The sequence below is a fragment of the Acinetobacter sp. YH16044 genome, assembly GCF_013417145.1.
In the GTDB taxonomy this organism is placed as follows: Bacteria; Pseudomonadota; Gammaproteobacteria; order Pseudomonadales; family Moraxellaceae; genus Acinetobacter; species Acinetobacter amyesii.
In genome coordinates, this window is the sequence record NZ_VPEK01000009.1 from 42385 (window position 1) to 66000 (window position 23616).

Annotated in this window: 24 protein-coding genes and 2 pseudogenes; 11 read left to right on the plus strand and 15 right to left on the minus strand. The window is 41.1% G+C overall.

The window, feature by feature from the left end; all coding sequences use genetic code 11:
• Positions 1-172 precede the first annotated feature (172 nt).
• Positions 173-1264: a YheT family hydrolase gene (locus tag FTV38_RS07660; protein ID WP_180022124.1), complete on the plus strand. Its 1092-nt coding sequence runs from the start codon at positions 173-175 to the stop codon at positions 1262-1264.
• Between the two features lie 38 nt (positions 1265-1302).
• Here the strand turns inward: FTV38_RS07660 and FTV38_RS07665 are convergent, their stop codons facing one another.
• Both FTV38_RS07665 and dkgB read right to left on the minus strand, forming a co-directional pair.
• Positions 1303-2478: an MFS transporter gene (locus FTV38_RS07665; RefSeq protein ID WP_180022125.1), complete on the minus strand. Its 1176-nt coding sequence runs from the start codon at positions 2476-2478 to the stop codon at positions 1303-1305.
• A gap of 1 nt (position 2479) precedes the next feature.
• A pseudogene (gene dkgB / locus FTV38_RS07670) lies at positions 2480-3287 on the minus strand (2,5-didehydrogluconate reductase DkgB).
• A gap of 109 nt (positions 3288-3396) precedes the next feature.
• Here dkgB and FTV38_RS07675 point away from each other — a divergent pair.
• Complete coding sequence (locus tag FTV38_RS07675; RefSeq protein ID WP_180022151.1) at positions 3397-4281, plus strand: LysR family transcriptional regulator; 885 nt, start codon at positions 3397-3399, stop codon at positions 4279-4281.
• A 112-nt stretch (positions 4282-4393) separates the two neighbouring features.
• On the opposite strand, the gene FTV38_RS07680 is transcribed toward FTV38_RS07675, so the two are convergent.
• A complete protein-coding gene (locus tag FTV38_RS07680; RefSeq protein ID WP_180022126.1) occupies positions 4394-4807 on the minus strand; it encodes an internalin in 414 nt (137 codons plus the stop codon).
• 229 nt (positions 4808-5036) lie between these two features.
• On the opposite strand from FTV38_RS07680, the gene FTV38_RS07685 reads away from it, so the two are divergent.
• From FTV38_RS07685 to rodA, 6 genes are all read left to right on the plus strand, one after another.
• A complete protein-coding gene (locus FTV38_RS07685) occupies positions 5037-6677 on the plus strand; it encodes a CTP synthase (RefSeq protein ID WP_180022127.1) in 1641 nt (546 codons plus the stop codon).
• A 31-nt stretch (positions 6678-6708) separates the two neighbouring features.
• Positions 6709-7566: a 3-deoxy-8-phosphooctulonate synthase gene (kdsA, locus tag FTV38_RS07690; protein ID WP_078188522.1), complete on the plus strand. Its 858-nt coding sequence runs from the start codon at positions 6709-6711 to the stop codon at positions 7564-7566.
• 64 nt (positions 7567-7630) lie between these two features.
• Positions 7631-8920, plus strand: coding sequence for a phosphopyruvate hydratase (gene eno / locus FTV38_RS07695; RefSeq protein ID WP_078188521.1), 1290 nt, complete (start codon positions 7631-7633; stop codon positions 8918-8920).
• A gap of 16 nt (positions 8921-8936) precedes the next feature.
• Complete coding sequence (locus FTV38_RS07700; protein ID WP_078188520.1) at positions 8937-9329, plus strand: septum formation initiator family protein; 393 nt, start codon at positions 8937-8939, stop codon at positions 9327-9329.
• Positions 9292-10017, plus strand: a complete 726-nt coding sequence (gene ispD, locus FTV38_RS07705) for a 2-C-methyl-D-erythritol 4-phosphate cytidylyltransferase (RefSeq protein ID WP_180022128.1) — start codon at positions 9292-9294, stop codon at positions 10015-10017. Before FTV38_RS07700 ends, ispD begins: the two co-directional genes overlap by 38 nt.
• A gap of 85 nt (positions 10018-10102) precedes the next feature.
• The gene (gene rodA, locus FTV38_RS07710; RefSeq protein ID WP_111884954.1) at positions 10103-11239 is read left to right on the plus strand and encodes a rod shape-determining protein RodA; all 1137 of its coding nucleotides are present in this window, start codon (positions 10103-10105) and stop codon (positions 11237-11239) included.
• Between the two features lie 284 nt (positions 11240-11523).
• On the opposite strand, the gene FTV38_RS07715 is transcribed toward rodA, so the two are convergent.
• The 9 genes and pseudogenes from FTV38_RS07715 to FTV38_RS07755 all read right to left on the minus strand — a co-directional run bounded on the left by FTV38_RS07715 (position 11524) and on the right by FTV38_RS07755 (position 17643).
• Entirely contained in the window at positions 11524-12375 is an 852-nt protein-coding gene (locus FTV38_RS07715) for a hypothetical protein (RefSeq protein WP_180022129.1), read from the minus strand.
• A gap of 26 nt (positions 12376-12401) precedes the next feature.
• Positions 12402-12890 carry a hypothetical protein gene (locus FTV38_RS07720; RefSeq protein ID WP_180022130.1) on the minus strand — a complete coding sequence of 163 codons (489 nt, stop codon included), beginning with the start codon at positions 12888-12890 and terminating at the stop codon, positions 12402-12404.
• A 212-nt stretch (positions 12891-13102) separates the two neighbouring features.
• Complete coding sequence (locus tag FTV38_RS07725; RefSeq protein WP_180007838.1) at positions 13103-13405, minus strand: cyd operon YbgE family protein; 303 nt, start codon at positions 13403-13405, stop codon at positions 13103-13105.
• Between the two features lie 3 nt (positions 13406-13408).
• The gene (gene cydX, locus FTV38_RS07730) at positions 13409-13510 is read right to left on the minus strand and encodes a cytochrome bd-I oxidase subunit CydX (RefSeq protein ID WP_002120988.1); all 102 of its coding nucleotides are present in this window, start codon (positions 13508-13510) and stop codon (positions 13409-13411) included.
• Between the two features lie 24 nt (positions 13511-13534).
• Positions 13535-14680 carry a cytochrome d ubiquinol oxidase subunit II gene (gene cydB, locus FTV38_RS07735; protein WP_168378622.1) on the minus strand — a complete coding sequence of 382 codons (1146 nt, stop codon included), beginning with the start codon at positions 14678-14680 and terminating at the stop codon, positions 13535-13537.
• Positions 14677-16263: a cytochrome ubiquinol oxidase subunit I gene (locus tag FTV38_RS07740; protein ID WP_180022131.1), complete on the minus strand. Its 1587-nt coding sequence runs from the start codon at positions 16261-16263 to the stop codon at positions 14677-14679. Before FTV38_RS07740 ends, cydB begins: the two co-directional genes overlap by 4 nt.
• Positions 16263-16454 carry a cytochrome oxidase putative small subunit CydP gene (gene cydP / locus FTV38_RS07745; protein ID WP_078188513.1) on the minus strand — a complete coding sequence of 64 codons (192 nt, stop codon included), beginning with the start codon at positions 16452-16454 and terminating at the stop codon, positions 16263-16265. Before cydP ends, FTV38_RS07740 begins: the two co-directional genes overlap by 1 nt.
• Positions 16455-17206: 752 nt before the next feature.
• Positions 17207-17434, minus strand: a pseudogene (locus tag FTV38_RS18380) (transposase).
• Positions 17435-17493: 59 nt separating this feature from the next.
• The gene (locus FTV38_RS07755) at positions 17494-17643 is read right to left on the minus strand and encodes a hypothetical protein (protein ID WP_168378620.1); all 150 of its coding nucleotides are present in this window, start codon (positions 17641-17643) and stop codon (positions 17494-17496) included.
• A 308-nt stretch (positions 17644-17951) separates the two neighbouring features.
• On the opposite strand from FTV38_RS07755, the gene FTV38_RS07760 reads away from it, so the two are divergent.
• Positions 17952-18170 (plus strand): transposase, encoded by a 219-nt coding sequence (locus tag FTV38_RS07760; RefSeq protein ID WP_111883736.1) that lies wholly within the window; start codon positions 17952-17954, stop codon positions 18168-18170.
• Positions 18171-18305: 135 nt separating this feature from the next.
• Here FTV38_RS07760 and FTV38_RS07765 read toward each other — a convergent pair whose 3' ends face one another.
• Together FTV38_RS07765 and FTV38_RS07770 are read right to left on the minus strand one after the other, a co-directional pair.
• On the minus strand, positions 18306-19025 hold the full coding sequence (locus FTV38_RS07765) for a UDP-2,3-diacylglucosamine diphosphatase (RefSeq protein ID WP_180022132.1): 720 nt from the start codon (positions 19023-19025) through the stop codon (positions 18306-18308).
• A 138-nt stretch (positions 19026-19163) separates the two neighbouring features.
• Positions 19164-19673, minus strand: a complete 510-nt coding sequence (locus tag FTV38_RS07770; protein ID WP_078193500.1) for a peptidylprolyl isomerase — start codon at positions 19671-19673, stop codon at positions 19164-19166.
• A gap of 168 nt (positions 19674-19841) precedes the next feature.
• On the opposite strand from FTV38_RS07770, the gene FTV38_RS07775 reads away from it, so the two are divergent.
• A complete protein-coding gene (locus FTV38_RS07775; RefSeq protein ID WP_180022133.1) occupies positions 19842-21569 on the plus strand; it encodes a glutamine--tRNA ligase/YqeY domain fusion protein in 1728 nt (575 codons plus the stop codon).
• 135 nt (positions 21570-21704) lie between these two features.
• Complete coding sequence (locus tag FTV38_RS07780) at positions 21705-22616, plus strand: bestrophin family protein (RefSeq protein WP_180022134.1); 912 nt, start codon at positions 21705-21707, stop codon at positions 22614-22616.
• Positions 22617-22624: 8 nt separating this feature from the next.
• Here the strand turns inward: FTV38_RS07780 and FTV38_RS07785 are convergent, their stop codons facing one another.
• The gene (locus FTV38_RS07785) at positions 22625-23548 is read right to left on the minus strand and encodes a LysR family transcriptional regulator (protein WP_180022135.1); all 924 of its coding nucleotides are present in this window, start codon (positions 23546-23548) and stop codon (positions 22625-22627) included.
• Positions 23549-23616 lie beyond the last annotated feature (68 nt).

Here is a 23616-nt window from a genome sequence, read left to right on the forward strand (position 1 = left end):
ATGATAAAAAGCATGATGGATATTGTCATGCTTTTTGCTTATGAGGCTTAAGCAAACAAATATTGCTAGCTAGATACGGTTTTTTAGATGCGGTTTTTTATGGACATTGTCTGCCAAAGTGAAAAGATGGAAATGATTTGCTGTGGTGCGAAGCGAGGTGAAGGTAGGGTCAATGAATAATGTGATGCATAAAGGGCGTCAGGCTCTTTTAAATTTTGTAGATCATGCAATCGGTGCAGAATTACCACAGCTTTATTATCATCCTGAAGGGCAAATGAAACATGTGCTGCCGAAGTTAAAGCAACTACATGAAAAATATCGCCCTACGCCTTGGCTGTCGAATACCCACGCACATTTACTATATTTTGATGTCATTAAAAAGCGTCAAGTGAAGCTTAAATATGATGCTATAGAGCAGCTAACCATGGCTGATGGAGGGATCACAGCCATTGCATGGTTGGGTTTGGATTTACCTGCAGATGTGCCAACTGTGGTGCTCATGCATACAATTACGGGAACGCCTGAAAGTATGCGGGAAGTGGTTCGGGATCTTCATCTATATACAGGTTGGCGTATTGCACTTTGTCTAAGACGCGGTCATGCCAATTTACCTATGCCTGTTGCCAAAATAAACTTATTTGGTTCAACCGATGACTTACGTGAACAGATTGCCTTTATTCAGCAGAAATTTCCCGCATCGAGTTTGTATGGCGTCGGTTCATCTGCAGGAACGGGGCTATTGGTCCGCTATTTAGGCGAACAAGGTGATGAAACACCACTTAAAGCGGCTTTTGCTTTATGTCCGGGCTATGACACTGAGCTTGGCTTTAAAAATGTCCACCCTTTTTACAGTAAAATGATGACTAAGAAGCTCTTTCAGAAATTTGTAGAACCCTATTCTGCAACATGGTCAGCAACACCCTCTTTAATTGATGTATTGAAAAGTAAAAATCTGGCACAGTTTGAACGTGCATATTTTCAAATGGCGGGTTTTGCTGATTATGAAAGTTATGCCAAATCTACCAACCCAATTTATGTATTTGAAAATCTTAAAATTCCATTGATGATTTTGAACGCAGAAGACGACCCTGTCTGCCACATTCAAAACTTTGAACCCTATAAAGAATTAATCCGCTCTTTGCCGAATGTTGTGGTGGTAACCACCAAAAAAGGCAGTCACTGTGGTTATTATGAGGGTTTAGTCGAAACCCATTCATGGGCAACCAAATTAATGGCAGATTTTTTAAAGTTATATGCGAACTAAAAAATAGCCTACTTTGGGTAGGCTATTTTAAGTATGTGTTACTCAGCTTGTGCGCAACATGCAGTAATTTGAGGTTTAAGCTTCATCTGTATCAATACTAAAATCAACGCTATAGCGCTCAGTGTAGCGCCTGCATAAGACACCGCAGCATAGCTTAGGTTAAGATTTAGCACTGCGGCACCTGCAACAGCACCCAAAGCATTTCCAAGATTAAATGCACCAATATTCACTGAAGAAGCGAGGCCTGGTGCATCGTGAGCGACTGTCATAACACGCATTTGTAAAGGTGGTACGACGGCAAAGGCTGCTGCTCCCCAGATGATTAATGCAATCGCTGCGCCAATGGTGGTGGTTGCTAAAATTGGAAATAACAGCATCATCAGCATCAGTAAGACTAAAAAGCCAATCAAGGTCTTATCTAGGGATTGATCGGCAAACTTACCACCGAAATGGTTACCAATTGAAAATCCGATCCCGATTAGGACCAACATGAAAGTGATAAGTTCAGGGCTTGCATGAGTAAAGACTTTTAAACTTGGTGCGATATAGGTATAGAGCGCGAACATAGCTCCAGCACTCATGACCGTGGTGAGCAGTGCTAAAACAACAGGCATGCGTGTTAATACTTTTAACTCTGCTCGTACATCAGGTTTTTCGGTCTGTTGGTGATGGGGTAGTGCTTTCCATAATGCCAACATGGTGATGATGCCCAATAAGGTAATAGCGGCAAAAGACATACGCCAACCGATATTTTGTCCTACCCACGTTGCGAGTGGTACACCGCCAATATTGGCGATGGTCAAGCCCATAAACATCATGGCAACAGCACTGGCTTGTTTATCTTTAGGTACGACACTCGCAGCAACGACAGAACCTAAGCCAAAAAATGCACCATGATTTAAGCTAGTCACCAAACGTGCAGCCATTAAACCGAGATAATTGGGTGCAATCGTTGCCAAAATATTACCGATGGTAAAGATTGCCATAAGTAAAATAAGGGCAGTACGTTTAGGAAAACGTGCTAACCATAAGGTCATTAATGGGGCGCCAATCATGACGCCAACGGCATAGGCACTAATCAGTAAGCCCGCTTGAGGAATAGATACCGATAAATCTGCTGCGATTTCAGGCAAAAAACCCATGGGTGAAAATTCTGTTGTGCCAATTGCAAAAGCACCTACGGCTAATGCAATTAATGGAAAATTGAATTTCATATTAAATATCCCAAACTGGAGCAAGTTCAGGTGGGTTCACTTCACGCGTATTTCTGTCCAGTGTGGCAATGACCTGCATCTGTTCTGGTGTTAAATGAATCTCTTGAGCTTTTAAATTACTGATTAAATGTTCAGGTTGGGTTGAAGATGGAATAACTGCATAACCTTTTTGCAGTGCCCATGCGAGAGCAATTTGAGCTGAAGTAGCTTGGTGTTCTGCTGCAATGTTTAAAAGGATTGGATCTTGCAAAACTTTGCCATAGGCCAAAGTCATATAGGATGTGACATCTATCTTGTTCGCTTGTAGATAATTGGCCAAGTTTTGATTTTGCAAATATGGACTAAGTTCAATTTGATTGGTTGCAATATTTTCTAGCCCGATGTGATCAATGGCTTGTTGAGTGAGCTCAATATTAAAATTGGATATACCAATATGCTCAGTCAAACCTTGTTTTTTTGCCTCAAGTAAATGTCCCATTAATTCAGGAATATCGACTCCAAGTGCAGGTGCTGGCCAATGAATAAGTGTAAGGTTAACTGCATCAGTCCTCAATTTAATTAAACTGTCTTTTAGACTGGGTATCAGTTTGTCGGCAGTATAATTTTCAGTCCAAATTTTCGTGGTTAAAAAAAATATCAGCTCTATTGACCTGACTTTCATGGATTGCTTGGCCTACTTCTGCTTCATTACCGTAGATTTGTGCGGTGTCTACAGCACGATATCCAACTTCTAAGGCTGTTTTAATTGAGTGAATGACAGTGTCACCTGTCAAGCGGAAGCTACCGACACCAAATTGGGGAACAATCATCAGGAATTCTCTTTTTTGAATTGATGCTATTGTGCTGCTAATTTTAATGAAGAAAAATGCATGAGTTTGGAATATATTATTGATTAAAAATCACGAGTTCGAATATGCAATGAAATCGACCATTGAGGAGCTGCAGGCTTTTACTGTTATTGTAGATAGTGGCTCTATTATCAAAGCAGCAGAAAGACTAGATCAAACAGCATCTGGTGTAAGCCGCGCATTACAGCGTCTGGAATCTAAATTAAATGTAACCCTGTTGGAACGAACAACCCGCAAAATTAAGCTGACGCAGGAGGGGCAATTATTTTTAGCTAAAACACGGCGGATATTGAATGATTTGAGCGAAGCGGAAGATTCTCTGCTGAAATTAGATGCAGATACTTCGGGGTTGGTGCGGGTCGATTCTGCGATTTCGTTTATTCTGCATATGATCGTTCCCTTGATTCCAGAATTTAATGCACGTTATCCACATATACAGATTGAATTGGTGAATCATGATCAAGTGATTGACTTATTAGAGCATAAAGCGGATGTCGCAATTCGCTTTGGAAAATTAAACGATTCAAGTTTGCATGCAAAACTCATCTATAAGAGTCGATTGTGTTTGGTGGCGAGTCCTGAATATCTTCAGCAGCATGGACGACCGCAAAATGCTGATGAGCTAACAGCACATGCTTTACTTGGATTTAGTCAAATTACCCATATGAATACTTGGCCGTTCCAAGTCGCAGGGAAGCCCCTGACGATCCGACCAAATATTAAGACATCAAATGGTGAAACGATACGCGAGCTTGCGATTCATGGGATGGGCATCGCTTGTCTTTCGATTTTTATGTTAGAAAAAGATATTGCAGAAGGACGATTGGTACAACTTTTAGACGATCAAATTGAGCCACATGAACAGCTTATTCATGCTGTCTATTATCAACAAGAGCATTTACCGAAACGTGTTCGTTTATTTATTGAATATTTAGCTGAAAAATTACAAGAATAGTTGTGAGAAAAAACAGTGCATCGTCGGGTACAGATTTTTATTTACATAGAAACAATAAAAAACCCGACTTTTGCCGGGTTTTTTTGATCATTTGTTTGATAAAACTTCGATCTTAGTTCTCTAAAGCTGGTGTTGCAGCAGCAATGGCAGCAGCCACGGCGTCATCTTCAGACTGTGCAGAACCTGAGTTTTGTTTAGGTTGAGCAGCTTGTGCAGGTTTTTCTGCCGCTTTAGGAGCTTCTGCTTTTGGAGCAGGAGTTTCTGCAGGAGGAGTAGGTTCACGACGAATTTCAGTTGTTGTATTCGGTGTTTCTTCACGAATCACTTCAACTTGCTGCTGAGTCGGTTCTTCAACAACTGCTTGTTCTTCAACTGGTTCTAATTGTGTAGGTACAGATGCTGTTGGTTCAGATGCTGCAACTTCAACCTGTTCCTGTTCTTCTTCTTTTGGTGCTTCTTTTTTTACACATGCTGTAAGAAGTAGACCTGTTGCGATTGCACCGCAGATTAAAAGTTTCTTATTCATAATTACACAAAACAAAAAAGTGTGGATTGGATAACTGCATTATAACAGCAAATAAGAATATAGAAATGATAAGAACTTACTCTAAATTTTTATGATAATTGCTGTTACAATAGCCAATTGTTAATTGTTCTATGAATTGATGCGGAATGACTTTGCTTTCTTGGTACAGAGTAAAGTAAAATCGCACAACATTGTAGGCCAATTTAGGCTCCATTGTACGAGAAACTTAATGACCCATTTTATTTTCGTTACTGGTGGTGTTGTATCATCACTAGGTAAAGGTATTTCAGCTGCATCAGTGGCTGCGCTTTTAGAAGCCCGTGGTTTAAAAGTAACCATGGTAAAAATGGATCCATACATTAATGTCGATCCAGGGACTATGAGTCCATTCCAACACGGTGAAGTTTTTGTCACAGAGGATGGTGCTGAAACTGACTTAGACTTGGGTTATTACGAACGTTTCTTGCGTCGTGCGAAAATGACCAAACTGAACAACTTTACTTCAGGACGAGTGTACCAAGATGTCTTGAATAAAGAACGTCGTGGTGACTACCTCGGTGGTACAGTTCAAGTTATTCCACATATTACTGACAATATTAAAGAACGTGTTCTTCGCGCAGGTGAAGGCTATGACGTTGCGATCGTAGAGATTGGCGGTACAGTAGGTGACATTGAATCTCTCCCATTCATGGAATCTGTACGTCAACTTATGGTCGAACTAGGTCATAAGCGCACAATGTTAATGCACTTAACTTTACTCCCATATATTAAGTCAGCTGCTGAATTAAAAACTAAACCAACTCAACACTCTGTAAAAGAGCTTTTGTCGATTGGTATTCAACCAGACATCCTGATCTGCCGTACAGAGCATGATGTTGATGCTGACACTACACGTAAAATCGCGTTATTTACGAACGTTGAAGCACGTGCAGTTGTGGTATGTAAAGATGCGCGTTCGATTTACCAAATTCCACGTACTTTCTATGAACAAAACGTTGATGATTTAATCTGCGAACGTTTTGGTTATAACGATCTTCCAGAAGCTGATCTTACAGACTGGGATAACGTTGTAGATGCATTATTGAACCCTGAATACACAGTTCGTGTAGCGATGGTTGGTAAATACGTTGAACTTCCAGATGCATACAAATCTGTAAACGAAGCACTTTTACATGCGGGTATTCAAAACCGTGTGAAAGTTCAAATCGATTACGTCAATGCAGAAGAACTTGAAAGCCAAGATGTAAACGACGTATTAAAAGACGCGGATGCAATCTTAGTTCCAGGTGGTTTTGGTGAACGTGGTACAGAAGGCAAAATGAAAGCGATTCGTTTTGCACGTGAAAACGGTGTACCGTTCCTCGGCATCTGTTTAGGTATGCAGTTGGCTGTGATCGAATATGCGCGCAACGTTGCGGGTATTAGCGATGCAACTTCAACTGAATTTAACCGTTCTACAAAATCACCATTGATTGGTCTAATCACTGAATGGTTAGATGAGCGCGGCGAAGTTCAACAACGTAATGCAGATTCTGACTTAGGCGGCACAATGCGTCTGGGTGCTCAAAAATCTGAATTGGTTGCGGGAACAAAAACTGCACAAGTGTACGGTTCTGAAGAGATCGTTGAACGTCATCGTCACCGTTATGAAATGAACAACCGTTATATCCCAGTGCTTGAAGAAAAAGGCATGAAGATTTCAGGTTATTCTCCGGTACAACGTCTCGTTGAAACTGTTGAAATTCCTGCACATCCTTGGTTTGTTGCGGTACAATTCCACCCAGAATTTACCAGCTCACCACGTGATGGTCACCCATTATTTGCTGGCTTTATTGATGCTGCTAAAAAACAGTATCAAAAAACCAAGTAATGGCATTGTAGGACTAAACTAGGAAGTTTAAATGTCACAATTAAAACCACAAGAAATTGTACGTTTAGGCGATATACAAATGGCAAATCATTTGCCATTTGTACTATTCGGCGGCATGAACGTACTTGAGTCAAAAGACCTTGCTTTTGAAATTGCTGAAACCTATGTGGATATCTGCAAACGCTTGGATATTCCATATGTGTTTAAAGCAAGTTTTGATAAAGCCAATCGTTCAAGCTTGAACTCTTTCCGTGGCCCAGGCCTGGAAAAAGGAATCGAGTGGTTAGCTGACATTAAAAAACACTTTAATGTGCCGATTATTACTGACGTACATGAACCATACCAAGCTGCGCCTGTTGCTGAAGTTGCGGATATTATCCAGCTTCCTGCATTTTTAAGCCGTCAGACTGACCTTGTTGAAGCGATGGCGAAAACTGATGCCATCATTAACATCAAAAAAGCACAGTTCCTCGCACCACACGAAATGCGTCATATTCTGCATAAGTGTTTGGAAGCAGGAAATGACAAACTGATTCTTTGTGAACGTGGTTCAGCATTTGGTTACAATAATTTAGTTGTAGACATGTTGGGCTTTGACATCATGAAAGAAATGAATGTCCCTGTGTTCTTTGATGTTACGCATGCGCTTCAAACGCCGGGTGGTCGTGCGGATTCTGCAGGTGGTCGTCGTGCGCAAATCACGACACTGGCACGTGCAGGTATGGCGACTGGTTTAGCTGGTTTGTTCTTAGAAGCTCATCCAGATCCAGAAAATGCCAAATGTGACGGTCCATGTGCGCTACGCATGTCACAGTTGGAGCCTTTCTTGGCACAGTTAAAAGAGCTCGATACCTTAGTTAAAGGTTTCGCAAAGTTAGACACACACTAATTCGATACACATTGATGCGTCACTTTTGACGCATCATTTTTATTAATCAACTGAGGAATTGTTCATGAGCCAAATCGTTGACATTCGTGCACGTGAAATTTTGGACTCTCGTGGTAACCCTACCATCGAAGCAGACGTAATCTTAGCCTCTGGCGTTGTAGGCCGTGCATGTGCACCATCTGGTGCTTCAACTGGTTCTCGTGAAGCTTTAGAACTTCGTGACGGCGATAAAGCTCGTTACTTAGGTAAAGGCGTTAAAACTGCGGTTAACAACGTTAACACAGTAATTCGTGATGCATTGTTGGGTAAATCAGTATTCGAACAAAAAGACATTGACAACACAATGATCGCGCTTGACGGTACTGAAAACAAAGAAAAATTAGGTGCGAACGCAACTTTAGCGGTATCGCTAGCTGCTGCACGCGCTGCTGCTGACGAAAAGAAAATTCCACTTTTTCAATACATCGCAGACCTTCGTAATAACAGCATTTTGACTATGCCTGTTCCAATGATGAACATCCTAAATGGTGGTTCACATGCAGACAACAACGTAGACATTCAAGAATTTATGATTGAGCCAGTTGGCTTCACTTCATTCTCTGAAGCTTTACGCGCTGGTGCTGAAATTTTCCATTCTTTGAAATCAGTTTTAAAGAAACAAGGTTTAAATACTGCAGTTGGTGATGAAGGCGGTTTTGCACCGAACCTTCGTTCTAACGAAGAAGCAATTACAGTAATTCTTGAAGCAATTGAAAAAACTGGCTACAAAGCTGGTTCTGACATTATGCTTGCGCTTGACTGTGCATCTTCAGAATTCTACAAAGATGGTCAATACATCCTTGCAGGTGAAGGCAATAAAGCATTCACAAGCAACCAATTTGCTGACTACCTTGCTGGTTTTGCAAAACAATACCCAATCATCTCAATTGAAGATGGTTTAGACGAGTCTGATTGGGAAGGTTGGTCTTACCTCACTTCAATCCTTGGCGACAAAATCCAATTGGTTGGTGATGACCTATTCGTTACGAATCCTAAGATTCTTCAACGTGGTATCAACGAAAAAGTGGGTAACTCTATTCTGATCAAGTACAACCAAATCGGTACGTTGACTGAAACTCTAGATGCAATCTATCTTGCGAAAGCAAATGGTTACACTACAGTAATTTCACACCGTTCTGGTGAAACTGAAGATTCAACTATTGCAGATCTTGCAGTGGGTACAGCAGCGGGTCAAATCAAAACTGGTTCACTTTGCCGTTCTGACCGTGTAGCGAAATATAACCAATTACTTCGTATTGAAGAATTGACTAATGCTGCATATCGCGGTAAAGCTGAGTTCAAAGGTTTGAACTAAGCAGATCATGCTATCTATGTTAAATGTATTTGACTCCAAAGCGAGTAAAGCATTGTTGGGCCTTGCGATCTTTTTGATCGCAGGGTTTCAATATTTATACTGGTTCGGTGAAGGTGGTTATCATCAACATCAACAACTGAGTCAGAAAATACAACAACAAGTCGAACTCAATGACGAATTAAAAGAACGAAATCGCGTGCTTGCCGCTGAAGTATACGATTTAAAAAATGGCGTTGAAGCTATTGAAGAGCATGCTCGTCTAGATTTAGGTTTAATTAAACCGCATGAAACTTTCGTACAGATGAGTACGATCAGTACTCAGTACAAACCAATTTATATTGATCCAAACGCAAAAGTAGACCTACGTACCAATGAGTCAGAACCAGCCGAACTTCCACCCGAACCTTAAATTGTGGGCTATTATTCCTGCTGCTGGTTCAGGAAGTCGATTTTCTAAAACTGAACTAAAACAATATCAAAACATTGCGGGTCTAACTGTGCTTGAACATACAGTTGCACGTCTCAACCAATTGCCGTTGACGGGTTATGTATTGGCTATAGGTGAGCAAGATAATGTTGCTCAGACCTTGGCACTCACTAATCAAGAGAAGGCTCATTTTTGTTTAGGCGGTGCAGAGCGTGTGCATTCTGTACTCAATGCATTGCAATATCTATCTTCGATTGCCAATGATGATGATTGGGTGTTTGTTCATGATGCAGCAAGACCATGTGTCTCGCAGTCGAGTTTAGAAAATTTAGTTCAATCGGCAGTCGATTCTGAGCAAAGTGCGATTCTCGCCATCCCTGTACGCGACACCTTAAAACAAGTTGAAACGCCACCACAAATATCAACAACGGTAGATCGTTCAACTTTATGGCAAGCGCAAACACCACAAATTGCCAAATTGGGTATGCTTAAAAATGCCATTGAACAAGCGCTTGCCGCTGGTGCGACCATCACAGATGAAGCTAGTGCCTTAGAATTTGTCGATGAGCAAGTTAATGTCGTGCAAGGTCGTTCGGACAATATTAAAATTACCTATCCTGATGACTTGGAATTGGCACGTTTAATTTTAGCGTCTCAAGTGAATAGATGATTATTTCAAGGAATATTTAAGGGACAGTGATTTTTACTGTCGCTTTAATCTATAATTCCCGCATCCTTTTTAGATCTGTTTCGCAATGATCCCTTCTCAACAGTATCGTTTTTTACGTCAGTCATTACGTGATGGCCGCAGTATAAAACACGATTCTTCTCGATGGGCTAAACTTCATTTAGACCCGTGGTTACTTTGCTTCTTGGTACTCAATGCAATATTGGGGCTGATGGTTGTCTATAGTGCGACCGCGGAAGATTCGGGAATGGTACTACGTCAAGCCACAAGTTTTGGTGTAGGCTTTATTGTGATGTTGATCTGCGCGCAAATTCCACCCAAAGTTTACCAATCTATGAGTCCGTACTTATATGCCATCGGTATATTTTTACTGTTGTTGGTTTTGGTTATTGGTGAAAAAAGGATGGGGGCGAAACGCTGGATTAGCTTACCGGGTATCGGCAGTATGCAGCCGAGTGAGTTTATGAAATTTGCCATGCCACTGATGATGGCGTGGTATTTTGCGCGAAAACCTTTTCCACCGAAATTTTTACAAATTGTCGGGGCATTAATTTTATTATTGATTCCATTTGCATTGGTCGCTTTACAGCCTGACTTGAATATCGGTTTGATTATTCCGGGTATTTTTGTTTTATTTTTAAGTGGAATGTCTTGGCGTTTAATTGCAGCTGCTTTAACAGCCTTTGCGATTGCAGCACCTGTACTCTGGATGTTCTTTTTGCAGGAATATCAGAAAAAACGTGTACTGACGTTATTCGATCCTGAGTCTGACGCACTTGGTGCAGGTTGGAATATTATTCAGTCTAAAATTGCCATTGGTTCAGGCGGTTTAATGGGTAAGGGGTATACCGAAGGGACACAGTCGCATTTGGGTTATCTGCCAGAGCATCATACTGACTTTATTATGTCGACCTATGCTGAAGAGTTTGGCTTTATTGGTGTATTTCTTTTATTTAGTTTATTTACAGCAATTATTGTTCGCTGTTTGATTATTGGACTAAATTGCTTCCATAATTTTGGACGACTCTATGCAGGGGCGATAGGATTAACTTTCTTCTTTTTTGTATTTTTAAACTCGGGTATGGTCAGTGGGATTTTACCGGTAACAGGTGATCCACTACCGTTGATGAGTTATGGTGGTACAGCCGTAATTGCGATGCTCGCAGGAATGGGAATTGTGATGTCGATTCATACGCATCGCTAAGCATTAATGTAAACGGAATAATCAAGCCGGACCAATGTCCGGCTTTTTTTATGCGCTGGACGTACGGGAAAATGCTGTAGCAGAATGTATTGAGCAGTCCGTCAGAACGTAAATCAATGTTTCTGTGCAGATGATTGGCAGGTCGAATGCCTTGGTTGTAGTTGTTTAAGCTATGGCGGACTGGCCGGCCAGCGCTCATAAGCGCCCGCAAGTATAATCTGTCAGTATCTGGGCAGGCGCCGGCTAAGCGGATAAAAACAGCCGGCTTCATGCCGGCTTTGGGTTTAGTTGAATAGCTGATTGATTTTTCTGGCTATTTCTTTGTTGTAAATTCGATAGTCGCTGATGGCATAGGGGCTGAACAGGGCATATTTGCAGCTGGTGCTGGAACCATTTTTGGCGGCAGCGGTGCGGCAGTTCAAGATGGAAAAGACCTTCGCGTCAGCCGATTTAAGCTCAAATGAGCTTAAGTAAATTTTTTCATTGGCAATATCCTGAGTAGTAACGGTATAGCCATTTTTTACTAGCACATTGCTGAGGCTGGAAATCGTGCGTTTGCTGCTGACTGTCAGCGCATCTTCATAGCCGAAGGTTTTAATCAGGGTTGCAGTGTTCAGCTGCTCGGCATTTTTAAATAATTCCGGCGCTGCGTTTTTGATAAAGAAGCCGAAGTCTTCTGTGCTGATATCGGCCGTAATAGGCTTGAAGGTCATGCGTACGCCATCACTCAGCCTGTCGTATGCGACGCGCATCTGTATATCTGCGCAGGAACTGGAGTCGTTGGCGCTGCGGCGGTGATCAGCGCTGACCGTATTGCAGACTTTTATTTTAACCCGGTCTTGCGCCAGGCGCCGGAATTGCGCGTCATAAATATGATGCACACTCCAGTAACGGTCTTGTTTTAACTGGTTAAAGAACGGGGCATTGCTGATCAGCCCTTTGTTTAAATCCAATTCATTATAAGCCGAGAGCGGTACTGTCAGGGAAAAACTGTTCAGTTCTGGATTGAGCTGGATATGCTGGGTTTTAGGCCCGAAGCCGCCTAGCACATTTTGATAGAGGCTGCCGCGTTCCCCTGTGACTTGGCAGCCGGATAGCCCGGCTGCTGCGGCAAGAAACAATAATGTTTTTTGCATATTTTGATTTTTTCTATAGATAACGATTATTCGAAATTGAAGCTGACGTCAGAAGCCGTGTTTGGAGACGGATGCTGGAAAATACGCTCGTTCTGATGGTCAAAGTAAACTTTCCAGCTGTTTTTGATATTTTTGCACTGGAATAAGCCGTAGTATTTTTGCAGATTCGGTGTAGACAGCACCTCAGAGCCTTTATAAGGAATCAGCGGTGATGGATGGCTTTTAATTTGTACAAATTCACCGCCGTCACGCGCACAATAGGTGTTTGCGCGTTCCCACATAATGGTGCCAGCACCGTAAGATACGTTATTCATGGTGATGGTGCGCGGATTTTTATACTTGGCTTGGAAAAATTCCTGCACCGTCGGATACTGTTCAAAATCCTTATCTGTCAGCTGCCCCAAGGTATTCCATTTATCAATAGCTTTTGACAGCCATCCTTTTTTTGCTTCTTCTGCAGATGCGTAAGTACTGGCAATAATGCATGCTGCAGCTAAAAAGGTTTTAGTTTTCATTATATAACTCCAATTCAGGTGCAGAGCATGCTAAAGGCCATGCAGCGGCGATGCAACTTTGCGGGCGCTAATATGTATAATCAAATGTTAGAAAATGTTTAATTTTTAATAAAAATTTATAATATTTTGTTTTATTAATCTGCATTGAAAAATCAGCGCTTTAAGGCAAACATAAAAAAAGCCCTCAATTGAGGGCTTTATTTAGATATTAATTAATGTAGGAACCATGTGTAGTAGCCCCACAGCATAAGTGGCCAAGCGAGAAAGGGGCTAAAAAGCCATTTCCAGAACCAATGGTGTGGCGTAAAACCCACACCATGCACAAAACCACCTGAAATACCTATCATGATGAACATCAGCGCTCGATGGCTATATCCACCATTGTCATCCAGCATAACAGCAGGATGTACAAGTAACACGGCTGCCAAAGGAAAAGCTAACAGGCAGGAAATGACCATTGCAAATTTATTTGGCTTCTTTTCTACAAGTGATTTTTCTACAGCAGCATCAGTCATTTGTTATTCCTCATCTAGATCTTGATGATGTTCGATGTAAAGCGCACTAAGTACACCTGCAAAACATGCCATCAAAATACCGAGAATCCAAGCAAAATACCACATCGTCTTTTCTCCTTAGACACAGCCTTAGTATAGGCTGTGTGAATTCTCTTCAATATGTTTGTTAGTAACCACGCCCCACATTTTGTAGTAACACCAAGTTGTGTAGCACAGGATAAGTGGGACAAAAATACATGCTGCAACTGTCATCACAGTTAGGGTATTTTTACTTGATACCGCATCCCACATAGTCAAACTTACAGTTGGGTTGATGCTCGATGGCATAAGGAAAGGGAACAATGCAAAACCAGCAGTTAAGATTGCACCAATGACTGCCAAGCTTGAACCAAGGAAGCTGAAACCTGCTTTACCTTTACCTGCGGCAAGGATGATGATCAGCGCACCTAAAATAGCCATGATTGGCGCAATCATAGTAATTGGATAAGTACTGTAATTGTTCATCCAACCTGGGTTGGCATTGGTGATCACTTCTTTAGCTAATGGGTTTGCAACGCCATTAGTGTCAAACGGTTGAGCTAATGTGTAGCCTTGGATATTACCGAAGTATAACCATGCGCCTGCCAGTAAGAAGCAAACTAAGAATACGATACCCATAAGCTGAGTTGCTTTTGCAGAGCGTGCGCGCAGATCGCCGTCTGTACGAAGCATGAGCCATGCACCACCGTGAGCGCAAAGCATAGATAAACTCACGATACCGCAAACTAAAGCGAATGGGTTAAGCAGTGCAAAGAAGCTCCCTGTATAAGTCGAGCGAACAGTTTCGTCCATAGTGAATGGAACACCAAGGAACATATTACCAAACGCAACACCAAATACGAGGGCAGGAACGGCACCACCAATTGCTAAACCCCAGTCCCAAGAATTACGCCACTTGGTATTTTCAAGTTTAGAACGGTAGTCAAAACCGACTGGACGTAAGAAGAGAGCGAAGAGTACCAGTAACAGCGCCCAATACATGCCTGAGAATGCAGTTGCATATACCATTGGCCATGCTGCAAACAGTGCACCACCGGCAGTAATAAACCATACTTGGTTACCGTCCCAGTGTGGGGCAATCGTATTGATTGCCGCACGACGTTCTTCGTCTTTTTTACCTACGAATGGCATGATCGCCATTGAGCCCATATCGAAGCCATCGGTGAGGGCGAAGCCGATCAGTAGGACACCGACTAAAACCCACCAAATGATTTTGAGTAATTCATATTCGATCATGCTTGAGCCTCCTCATTTGCCTTTTTTGCAGCTTCAAGTTTCTCAAAATGGTATTTACCAGTATGTAGAGAACTTGGGCCAAGGCGTGAGAATTTAATCATTAAGTACATTTCAATGATCAGCAGTACAGTGTAGAACGCTGCCAATGCAAGGATAGAACCCCATACATCACCTGTACTTAAGCTAGAAGCTGAAAGATGTGTAGGTAGAACTTCACCGATAGTCCAAGGTTGACGACCAACTTCGGCAACATACCAACCTGTTTGTGCTGCAATCCAAGGTAATGGCAGGGCAAATAAAGCAAACTTTAATAACCAAGGTTTGTTTTCTGCATTACGTTTACCGACAGCAAAGGTAGCAAGTACGAACAGAAGGAGCATTAAGAAACCAGAAGCAACCATTGCACGGAATGCCCAGAACAAGCTTGGAACATGTGGAATAGTGTCTTTTGCAGCAGCTTTGATTTGATCATCAGAAGCATCGACCACTTTGTCTGTGTATTTTTTCAGAAGCAGACCATAACCCAAGTCTTTTTGAGACTCAGCAAATGCTGCTTTAAGTTCAGGAGACGTATCGCCTGCACGAAGTTGTTCTAACTGTGAGTAAGCCACCATACCGTTACGAATACGCGCTTCGTGTTGTACGATCAGGTCTTTAATACCTATCACTTCTTTGTCAGTTGAACGTGTTGCAATAATCCCCATGACATAAGGAATTTTGATCGCGTAGTCAGTAGACATGGTTTCTTTATTTGGAATACCGAACAAAGTAAATGGCGCTGGAGCTGGGTGAGTGTCCCATTCAGCTTCAATCGCAGCTAGTTTAGTTTTTTGTACGTCACCAATTTCATAACCAGATTCATCACCCAGTAAGATCACCGAAAGTGTAGACGCTAAACCAAAGATAGCAGCGATGGCGAATGAGCGACGCGCAAATGGCAAGTCACGCTTTTTCAATAAGTAGTAACTTGAAATTGCCAGTACGAAAATAGCACCAGTCACATAACCTGCAGATACGGTATGCACGAATTTAACCTGAGCCACGGGGTTGAAAATCAGCGCACCGAAGTCCACCATTTCCATACGCATGGTTTCATAGTTAAAAGCAGAACCAACAGGGTTTTGCATCCAACCATTGGCTACTAAAATCCATAGTGCAGACATGTTCGAGCCAAGTGCAACTAACCAAGTTACAGCCAAATGCTGAACTTTGGATAGGCGATCCCAGCCGAAGAAGAATAAACCAATAAATGTTGATTCAAGGAAGAATGCCATCAGACCTTCAATGGCTAATGGTGCACCGAAAATATCACCGACATAGTGCGAGTAATACGCCCAGTTAGTACCGAACTGAAACTCCATGGTCAAACCAGTAGTAACACCTAATGCGAAGTTAATACCGAAGAGTTTTCCCCAGAATTTAGTCATGTCTTTATAAATTTCTTTGCCAGAAATCACATAGGTGGTTTCCATAATGGCAAGAATAAAAGCCAGACCTAAAGTCAGCGGAACAAAAATAAAGTGATACATCGCGGTCATTGCAAATTGGAACCGCGAAAGATCGACCACGCTTTCAGAAATCATCAACGTGTCTCCTTGATTTGGGAAGGACTGCCAGCAATATGCTCGGCAACTTGATTGTCAAAGTTTTTAGGGATGGTAGGGGCGTCGAACCAGATGTTCTTAATGATCATTAAAATAATCACTTTAATTATTAGTATTGCGGTTATTTCTCTGACCACACGACGATTTAAATCTTTGAATTTTAAGCTCATGGAGATAAGCCTATTCTTTAAACTTGTACTATATTATTAACAAATATACACAAAAAGCAAATAGGTTGAACAGTTAAAATAAAAATATATTATTAAAGTGTTTTAATACAATAACTTAATCGTTTTAATGATTTAAAAATAAACTAATTCTGTTATTTAAATACCTGACTAAAATACTTATATTTAAACTTTTTAAACCCGACTAAATTGCTTATGTATCTAATTTAAATTCTGACTAATTTACTATATTTACTAAAATTTACATTGTGAATAATGAGAATCTTTACTAATTAAATATAAGTAGGTTAAGTCTTGAAGTGCGACACCACCTCGCTATTAAATAACCCGAATCATGAATAAGCCCAGATATATCATGATAAATTGAGGCTTGTTTTGATGTGGGCCGCATTCTTCAGTGTATAAACTTCTGTCTGCGGACATATCGCAGCAATTGCCTCAGGAAGCTTTTACGTCCATCAATGCAGGCGATCAGAATGTCTGTCACTATTCTGCAAATCTGTGAATACGCTGAACATTCATTAGCACCTTCACTTTTTGAAAGGTAAAGACCTAGCCGTTCTTTATGGTCCTCGGCATGTAATCCCAGAATGGTAAAACGGCTTTGTTGACAGAAATACCTTCATTCTTGATCTTTTTTGTTAAAAACACGACATTTTAATTGGTGAATAATACTTGTAATGAATGGTATTGAGCCACACAAATGGATATACGGCAATATCGAGAAGACGCCGTTACCAAGCATGTAATTCAGGGATTAACTTGTCTGTAATATTGGTAATGCCACCCTTGGAAAGAACCAGTGCATACATATCGGTAATTTGTTTCTGAATATTGCGGTAGCCCGTACGGAGTGCATATAGCGAAATGACTTTGTTGTCGATCTATTTATGGAGTTAGGTTTGATTTTTCTTGACGAGTTGAGGCTCAAAATCGTCAGCACGATCCCGAGGTATTTCCAGTTCAAATGAACCGTAAGATGATTTTACAGTCTTACGAGAATAGCTATTCCTACAATTGGCTAGTGGGGGCTTCTAAATTCAATTTCAGCATTTAAAGCTGCTTCTGTCAGTTGTTTGAGGGGTGGGGTTAAGATACCGTTTTCACCAGTGAGGAGGGCTTGACTGTAATTGTTTTTAAAAACAGCTTTGAAATCAAAGTTGCTTGCCATGATGTGTCATTTCTTGTTTGATTCAGTTTATTGAAATGACACAGATTTTTGAATACTATTGAAAAAGCAGGTATTTATAACGTATATAAGCCCTACTTTTGCTAATCAAAGCGCAATATTGTATACTTCTGCTTAACTCGAAGCGGGTAATGTTCCTGCTTATCTTTTTTTATTTAGCTGATTGTGATTTATCTGTATTCAAGCTTCTGACTTGAATCATATCTTTGTAACTACAGAATTATTATTCCAAACCCGATTGATTAATCTCTTTGTTCTGTCACAAAAAGCTCACATGTTGAGTAAATCTTTTGAATATTTTAAATACTTGGCAAACTGCCAAAGCCGTAAATGGCGACGAAATTAATGTAAAACTGGTGCCTTTGAAACGTCAACAAAATACCAATGCTGGTTTAATTTGGGTTGATGTTGGGCAAATGATTGAATTAGAAACAGGCGAGACCTTTAACCTGAATCTAGATGGAAAAAGCTTCTATACTGGCCCAAACCAGCTATATCGCTTAGCCTAAAAGCAAAAAACAGCAGATCATCTGCTGTTTTTTTTTTTGCTTAATTAAAAGTCTACGTTTGCATGGTCTGGATACGTACATTAATCAGATATGATGGTAAGTTTTTCTAAAGTCTAACGATTAGAAAGCTATGGACTAGTAAGACCATATTTTTAATTTTAAATCACTCACAGATGGGTTTTCACCCATCTCTAATATTTGAGCTTGTTCTGTACGCCAGTCCCCTAAAACGATACGAGGTTTGCCATGCACATCGTGTATTTGGGGGCGGTGGGTATGTCCATGAATCAGTAGATCGGCATGCTCTAAAGCTTTTTCTACAGCTTCGGCATTTACATCCATGATTTCATAAGATTTAACTTGCTTGGTTTCTGTACTTTTTTTGCGGAAGCCATTGGCGATTTTTTGTCGAATGCTAAGCGGTAAGCTCTTTAAGAAACCTAAAAGCAAAGGATTACGAATCACTTTACGAAACTTTTGGTAAGACACATCATCGGTGCAAAGTAAATCGCCATGTTCGAGGCGAATTTTATAGTTGCTAATGTGGAGATAATCAACGTCTTGTAATAATTGACCGTGAAATTTATCTAAAAACTTTTGACCCAATGCAAAGTCACGATTACCTACTTGGAAATAAATTTGATTTCCCAAAGCAGTAAAATCTTTAAGCGCTGCAATGATTTCGTCTAACCATGGGGCAGTAAAGTCATCACCAATCCAAGCATTAAACCAATCACCTAAAATATACAGCTGGGTATTTTGAGTTTTGTATTGTTCTAACAAAGCTAAAAACCCCCGAACGAGTCGAGGGTGTTCAGGTGACAAATGTAAATCAGCGATAAACAGATAGGTCACGAATCTTTTCCTTATTCTAAAAATCCCTCCCAGCCTCCCTTTGGAAAAGGGAGGAGTTCCGACATTTATTTCATATTGAAACTCCCTCCTTTATTAAAGGGACTTGCGCAGCAATGCTACTCAGGGAGAATTTAAAAATTATTCAGAAATGATTTTAGCTGATTCGATTACAACGTTCTCTAGAGGAACGTCTGCGTGGTAGCCACGGTTACCAGTACGAACGCTTTTGATTGCGTCAACAACGTCAAGACCTTCAACTACTTTACCAAATACTGCATAGCCCCAACCTTGCGCTGTTTTACCAGTGTGATTAAGGAAAGAGTTGTTTTTCACGTTAATGAAGAATTGAGCTGAAGCAGAGTGAGGTGCTTGAGTACGTGCCATAGCGATCGTACCAACATCATTGCTTAAACCGTTGTCAGCTTCGTTTTCAATAGAATCACGAGTTGTTTTTTCTTTGAAGTTTTCATCCATGCCGCCGCCTTGGATCATGAAACCATCAATAACACGGTGGAAAATCACGCCGTCATAGAAACCATCGCGAACATACTGTAAGAAGTTTTCAGCAGTTTTAGGTGCTTTTTCAGTGTTAAGCTCAAGAACAATACGACCTTTATTGGTGTTTAATTCGACTTGAGGAAAACTCATTGTGTAATCTCCTGTACATGGACATGAAAGCCATGGGTTTTTTGGTTGTGAGAAGCATAAGCAAACTGTAAACTACAAGGCAAGTAAAAACGTTACTTTCTTTGTTAAAAATAAAGAAAAGCGTTTTAATTATCCTAATTTTATCTTTATAGAAGTGATTTTATTACCATGAAGCCAAACGATGTTGTTTCATCCCTGCCTAACAATCCGACAACCAAGAACAATGCCCCTGTCGAAGCTGCGCAGCAGGAACAACAGCCAGGCTTAGATTTTGTACGTCAAGTCATTACCGATGATTTATCTGCAGGTCGTACAGAACAAGTTGTAACACGTTTCCCACCAGAGCCAAACGGCTACCTACATATTGGTCATGTAAAAGCCATTTGTCTGAACTTTGGTATTGCTCAAGAATTCGCGGGTCTATGTAACCTCCGTTTTGACGATACAAACCCAGATGCCGAAGAACAAGAGTATGTAGATGGTATTGCCAATGACGTGAAATGGCTAGGTTTTGAGTGGAACGGCGAGCCGCGTTATGCATCGAGCTATTTTGATCAGCTTTACGCTTGGGCAGTTCAATTGATTGAACAAGGTGATGCCTATGTGGATTTGCAAAGCCCTGAAGAAATCAAACTAAACCGCGGTAATTTTGTTGAGCCGGGTAAAAACTCGCCGCAACGTGATGCTAGCGTAGAAGAAAACTTAGCGCGTTTTGAACAAATGCGTAATGGTGAGTTGGGAGAAGGTCAGGCAGTACTACGTGCCAAAATTGACATGACTTCACCTAACATTCATATGCGTGATCCTATTTTGTATCGTATTTTGCATTCTGAACATCACCAAACTGGTGATAAATGGAAGATGTACCCAATGTACGATTATGCGCATCCATTATCAGATGCCATTGAAGGAGTTACGCATTCACTGTGTACACTAGAGTTTGTTGATCATCGTCCGTTCTATGACTGGGTTGTAGAGAAAGTTAAATCCCCATCTGTACCACGTCAGTACGAATCAAGCCGTCTAAATGTGGATTACACCATTACCTCTAAACGTAAATTACGTAAATTGGTTGAAGGTGGATTTGTGAATGGTTGGGATGACCCACGTATGCCGACCGTTGTGGGTATGCGCCGTCGTGGCTTTACTCCAGAAGGTCTACGTGACTTCTGCAAACGTGTAGGTGTAACGAAAGTTGATGGCAGTATCGTAGATGTTGCAATGCTTGAATACTGCATCCGTCAGTCTTTAGAAAATACTGCTTCGCGTGGCATGGCTGTGTTGAATCCACTCAAAGTGACTTTAACTAACTTGCCTGAAGCGATGGATTTGGTGCATGCACGTCATCCAAACGTAGACATGGGTGACCGTATCATTCCGTTAACTCAAGACATTTACATTGATCGTAAAGACTTTGAAGAAGTTGCGCCTAAAGGCTTTAAACGTCTGATTCCGGGCGGTGAAGTGCGTTTACGTCATGCGTATGTGATTAAGTGTGATGAAGTGATTAAAGACGAGAACGGTGAAGTGGTTGAATTGAAATGTTCAATTGACCCTGAAACTTTAGGTAAAAACCCTGAAGGCCGTAAAGTGAAAGGTGTTGTACATTGGGTTTCTGCAAGCAAGGGTATTGCAGCGGAAGTTCGTATCTACGACCGTTTATTCACTGAATCAGACCCTGAAGTGGGTGATGACTTCCTTGCAAACTTAAATCCAGAATCACTTAAAGTGGTTCAAGCGGTCATTGAGCCTGCATTGGCAGAAGCAAAACCTGAAGATCGTTTCCAATTTGAACGTGAAGGTTACTTTGTTGCAGATCAGTTTGATCATACAGCTGAAAAACCAGTGTTTAACCGCATCTTAGATTTGAAAGACAGTTTTAAACCGGGTAAATAAAATCTTAGTTTTTAAAGGGATTCATCTTTGAATCCCCAATAGGTTAAGATCAAGTAGGTTAAGATTAAGCTCAACTTCGGTTGGGCTTTTTTCATGCTTGAGATGGTTCATTAAGGCAGTACAGAGGGGAAATAAGTGATCATTCGAAATAAAAATAATAGCTTTAAACTTTTATTTGCATGGCATGGCACGATACTCCCAAAAGTCATGCCTGCGTTGGCTGTCGTCGTGAGTTTGTCGGCGATTTTGGTGTATCTAAGTGCTGCACATTACCTGAATACGCCCGAAGTTCCAGCCATCGGGTTTACTATCTTTGGGGTAATTCTGTCGATTTTTTTGAGCTTTCGAAATACTGCCTGTTATGACCGTTGGTGGGAAGGTCGCAAGCTTTGGGGCACATTGATTGCCAATACACGCCACATGATTCGGGATAGTCATGTACTTGAAGATGAGCAAAGAACCGTGTTGATGTACCGCATCATGCTGTTTTGCAATTTGTTACGTGATCGCTTACGCTATGAATCACAAGATATTGTACATTTTAAAGACGGTGTAGATTTAACGGAGCAGCAATGGCAGCAATGCCGAGACAATATCAATGCACCACAGTATTTACTTGAAATTATTCAAAAAGATTTAGTCAAAACCTATAAACAAGGTCAGATTACAGACATTATCTACAGCACGCTCACACGTCATACCGTAGCGATGGGTGATATCCATGCAGGCTGTGACCGTATTATGACCACGCCATTGCCATTTTCGTATTCGGTGCTTTTACATCGCGCGGTGTATTCATTTTGTCTGATTTTACCATTTAGCTTAGAGGCCAGTTTAGGGATATGGACACCTGTCATTGTGGCATTGATTGCATATTTATTTTTAGGGTTGGATGCGTTAAGTGCAGAGCTGGAGGAGCCTTTTGGTTTGCAGGAAAATGATTTACCGCTGGATTCGATTGTACGGAATATTGAGCGTGAAATATTTAGTAGTTTAGAGGTGGATCTGCCACCGCTGATTAAGACTTTTAACAGTAACCTAAGATAAGTTTTGGCCTAATTTTCAGATAAATTGGGCGATACATACCACGCATATTGATGCTGGAAAAAATCGTCCAAGTGTCGCATAAAAGCCTGTACTTTAGGCGGAACAAAATGTCGATGCGGAATTACCACATAGATTGCAGTACTTTGAACAGGGATCTTGGGTAGAACTTGGATGAGCTGGCCAGATTGTAAATCTTCATCCACATGCCAGATGGAGTGGTTTGAGATGCCTAAACCTGCAAGTGCTGCTTGGCGTACGCCTTCACCTGAGTTGATATGAACTTGTCCTGAAACAGGTATATTTATGTTGTGTTGATCTTGGACGAATGTCCAAAGCTGCGAAACACCCTTAGGGTATTTCTGTAAAATGCATTGGTGTATAGAGAGCTCTTCTAGAGAGCGAGGTTCGCCATGTTGCTCGATATAGTTTGGCGAGGCACACAAAATACGACGGTTTAAGCTAAGTGGTTTAGCAATCAGCGATGAGTCTTCTAGTTGACCAATACGTATCGCAACATCGATACCTGCCGAGACCAAATCTAAATTTTGATCGGTCTGTTCAATATCCAAAGTCAATGTTGGATGCAACTTGGCAAAGGCTGCAAATACTGGCCCTAAAATACGATTTCCAAAAACTTCTGAACATGTGATTTTTAATACGCCACTGAGTTGTTGTGGTTCAGGCTGAAATTGGCTCAGTAGCGAATTAAATTGTTCGAGTAAGGGAAATCCTTGTTGCAATAAAACAGCACCTTCCTGTGTTAAATGTAGTTGCCGTGTGGTGCGATGAAATAGGCGTAGCCCTAAACTTTGTTCAAGTCTGTGTAGACGGCTACTAGCGACAGAAACAGAGAGATTGGCTTCTTTGGCGGCTTGACTGATTGAACCCAGTGTCGCCATTCGTGTGAATAAGTCGAAATCTTCAGTCAGCATTATCAATATAATCAAGAAAGTCTTTCTCGATATTCAGGGTTTTTCTGATAAATATCTGTGCCTATTCT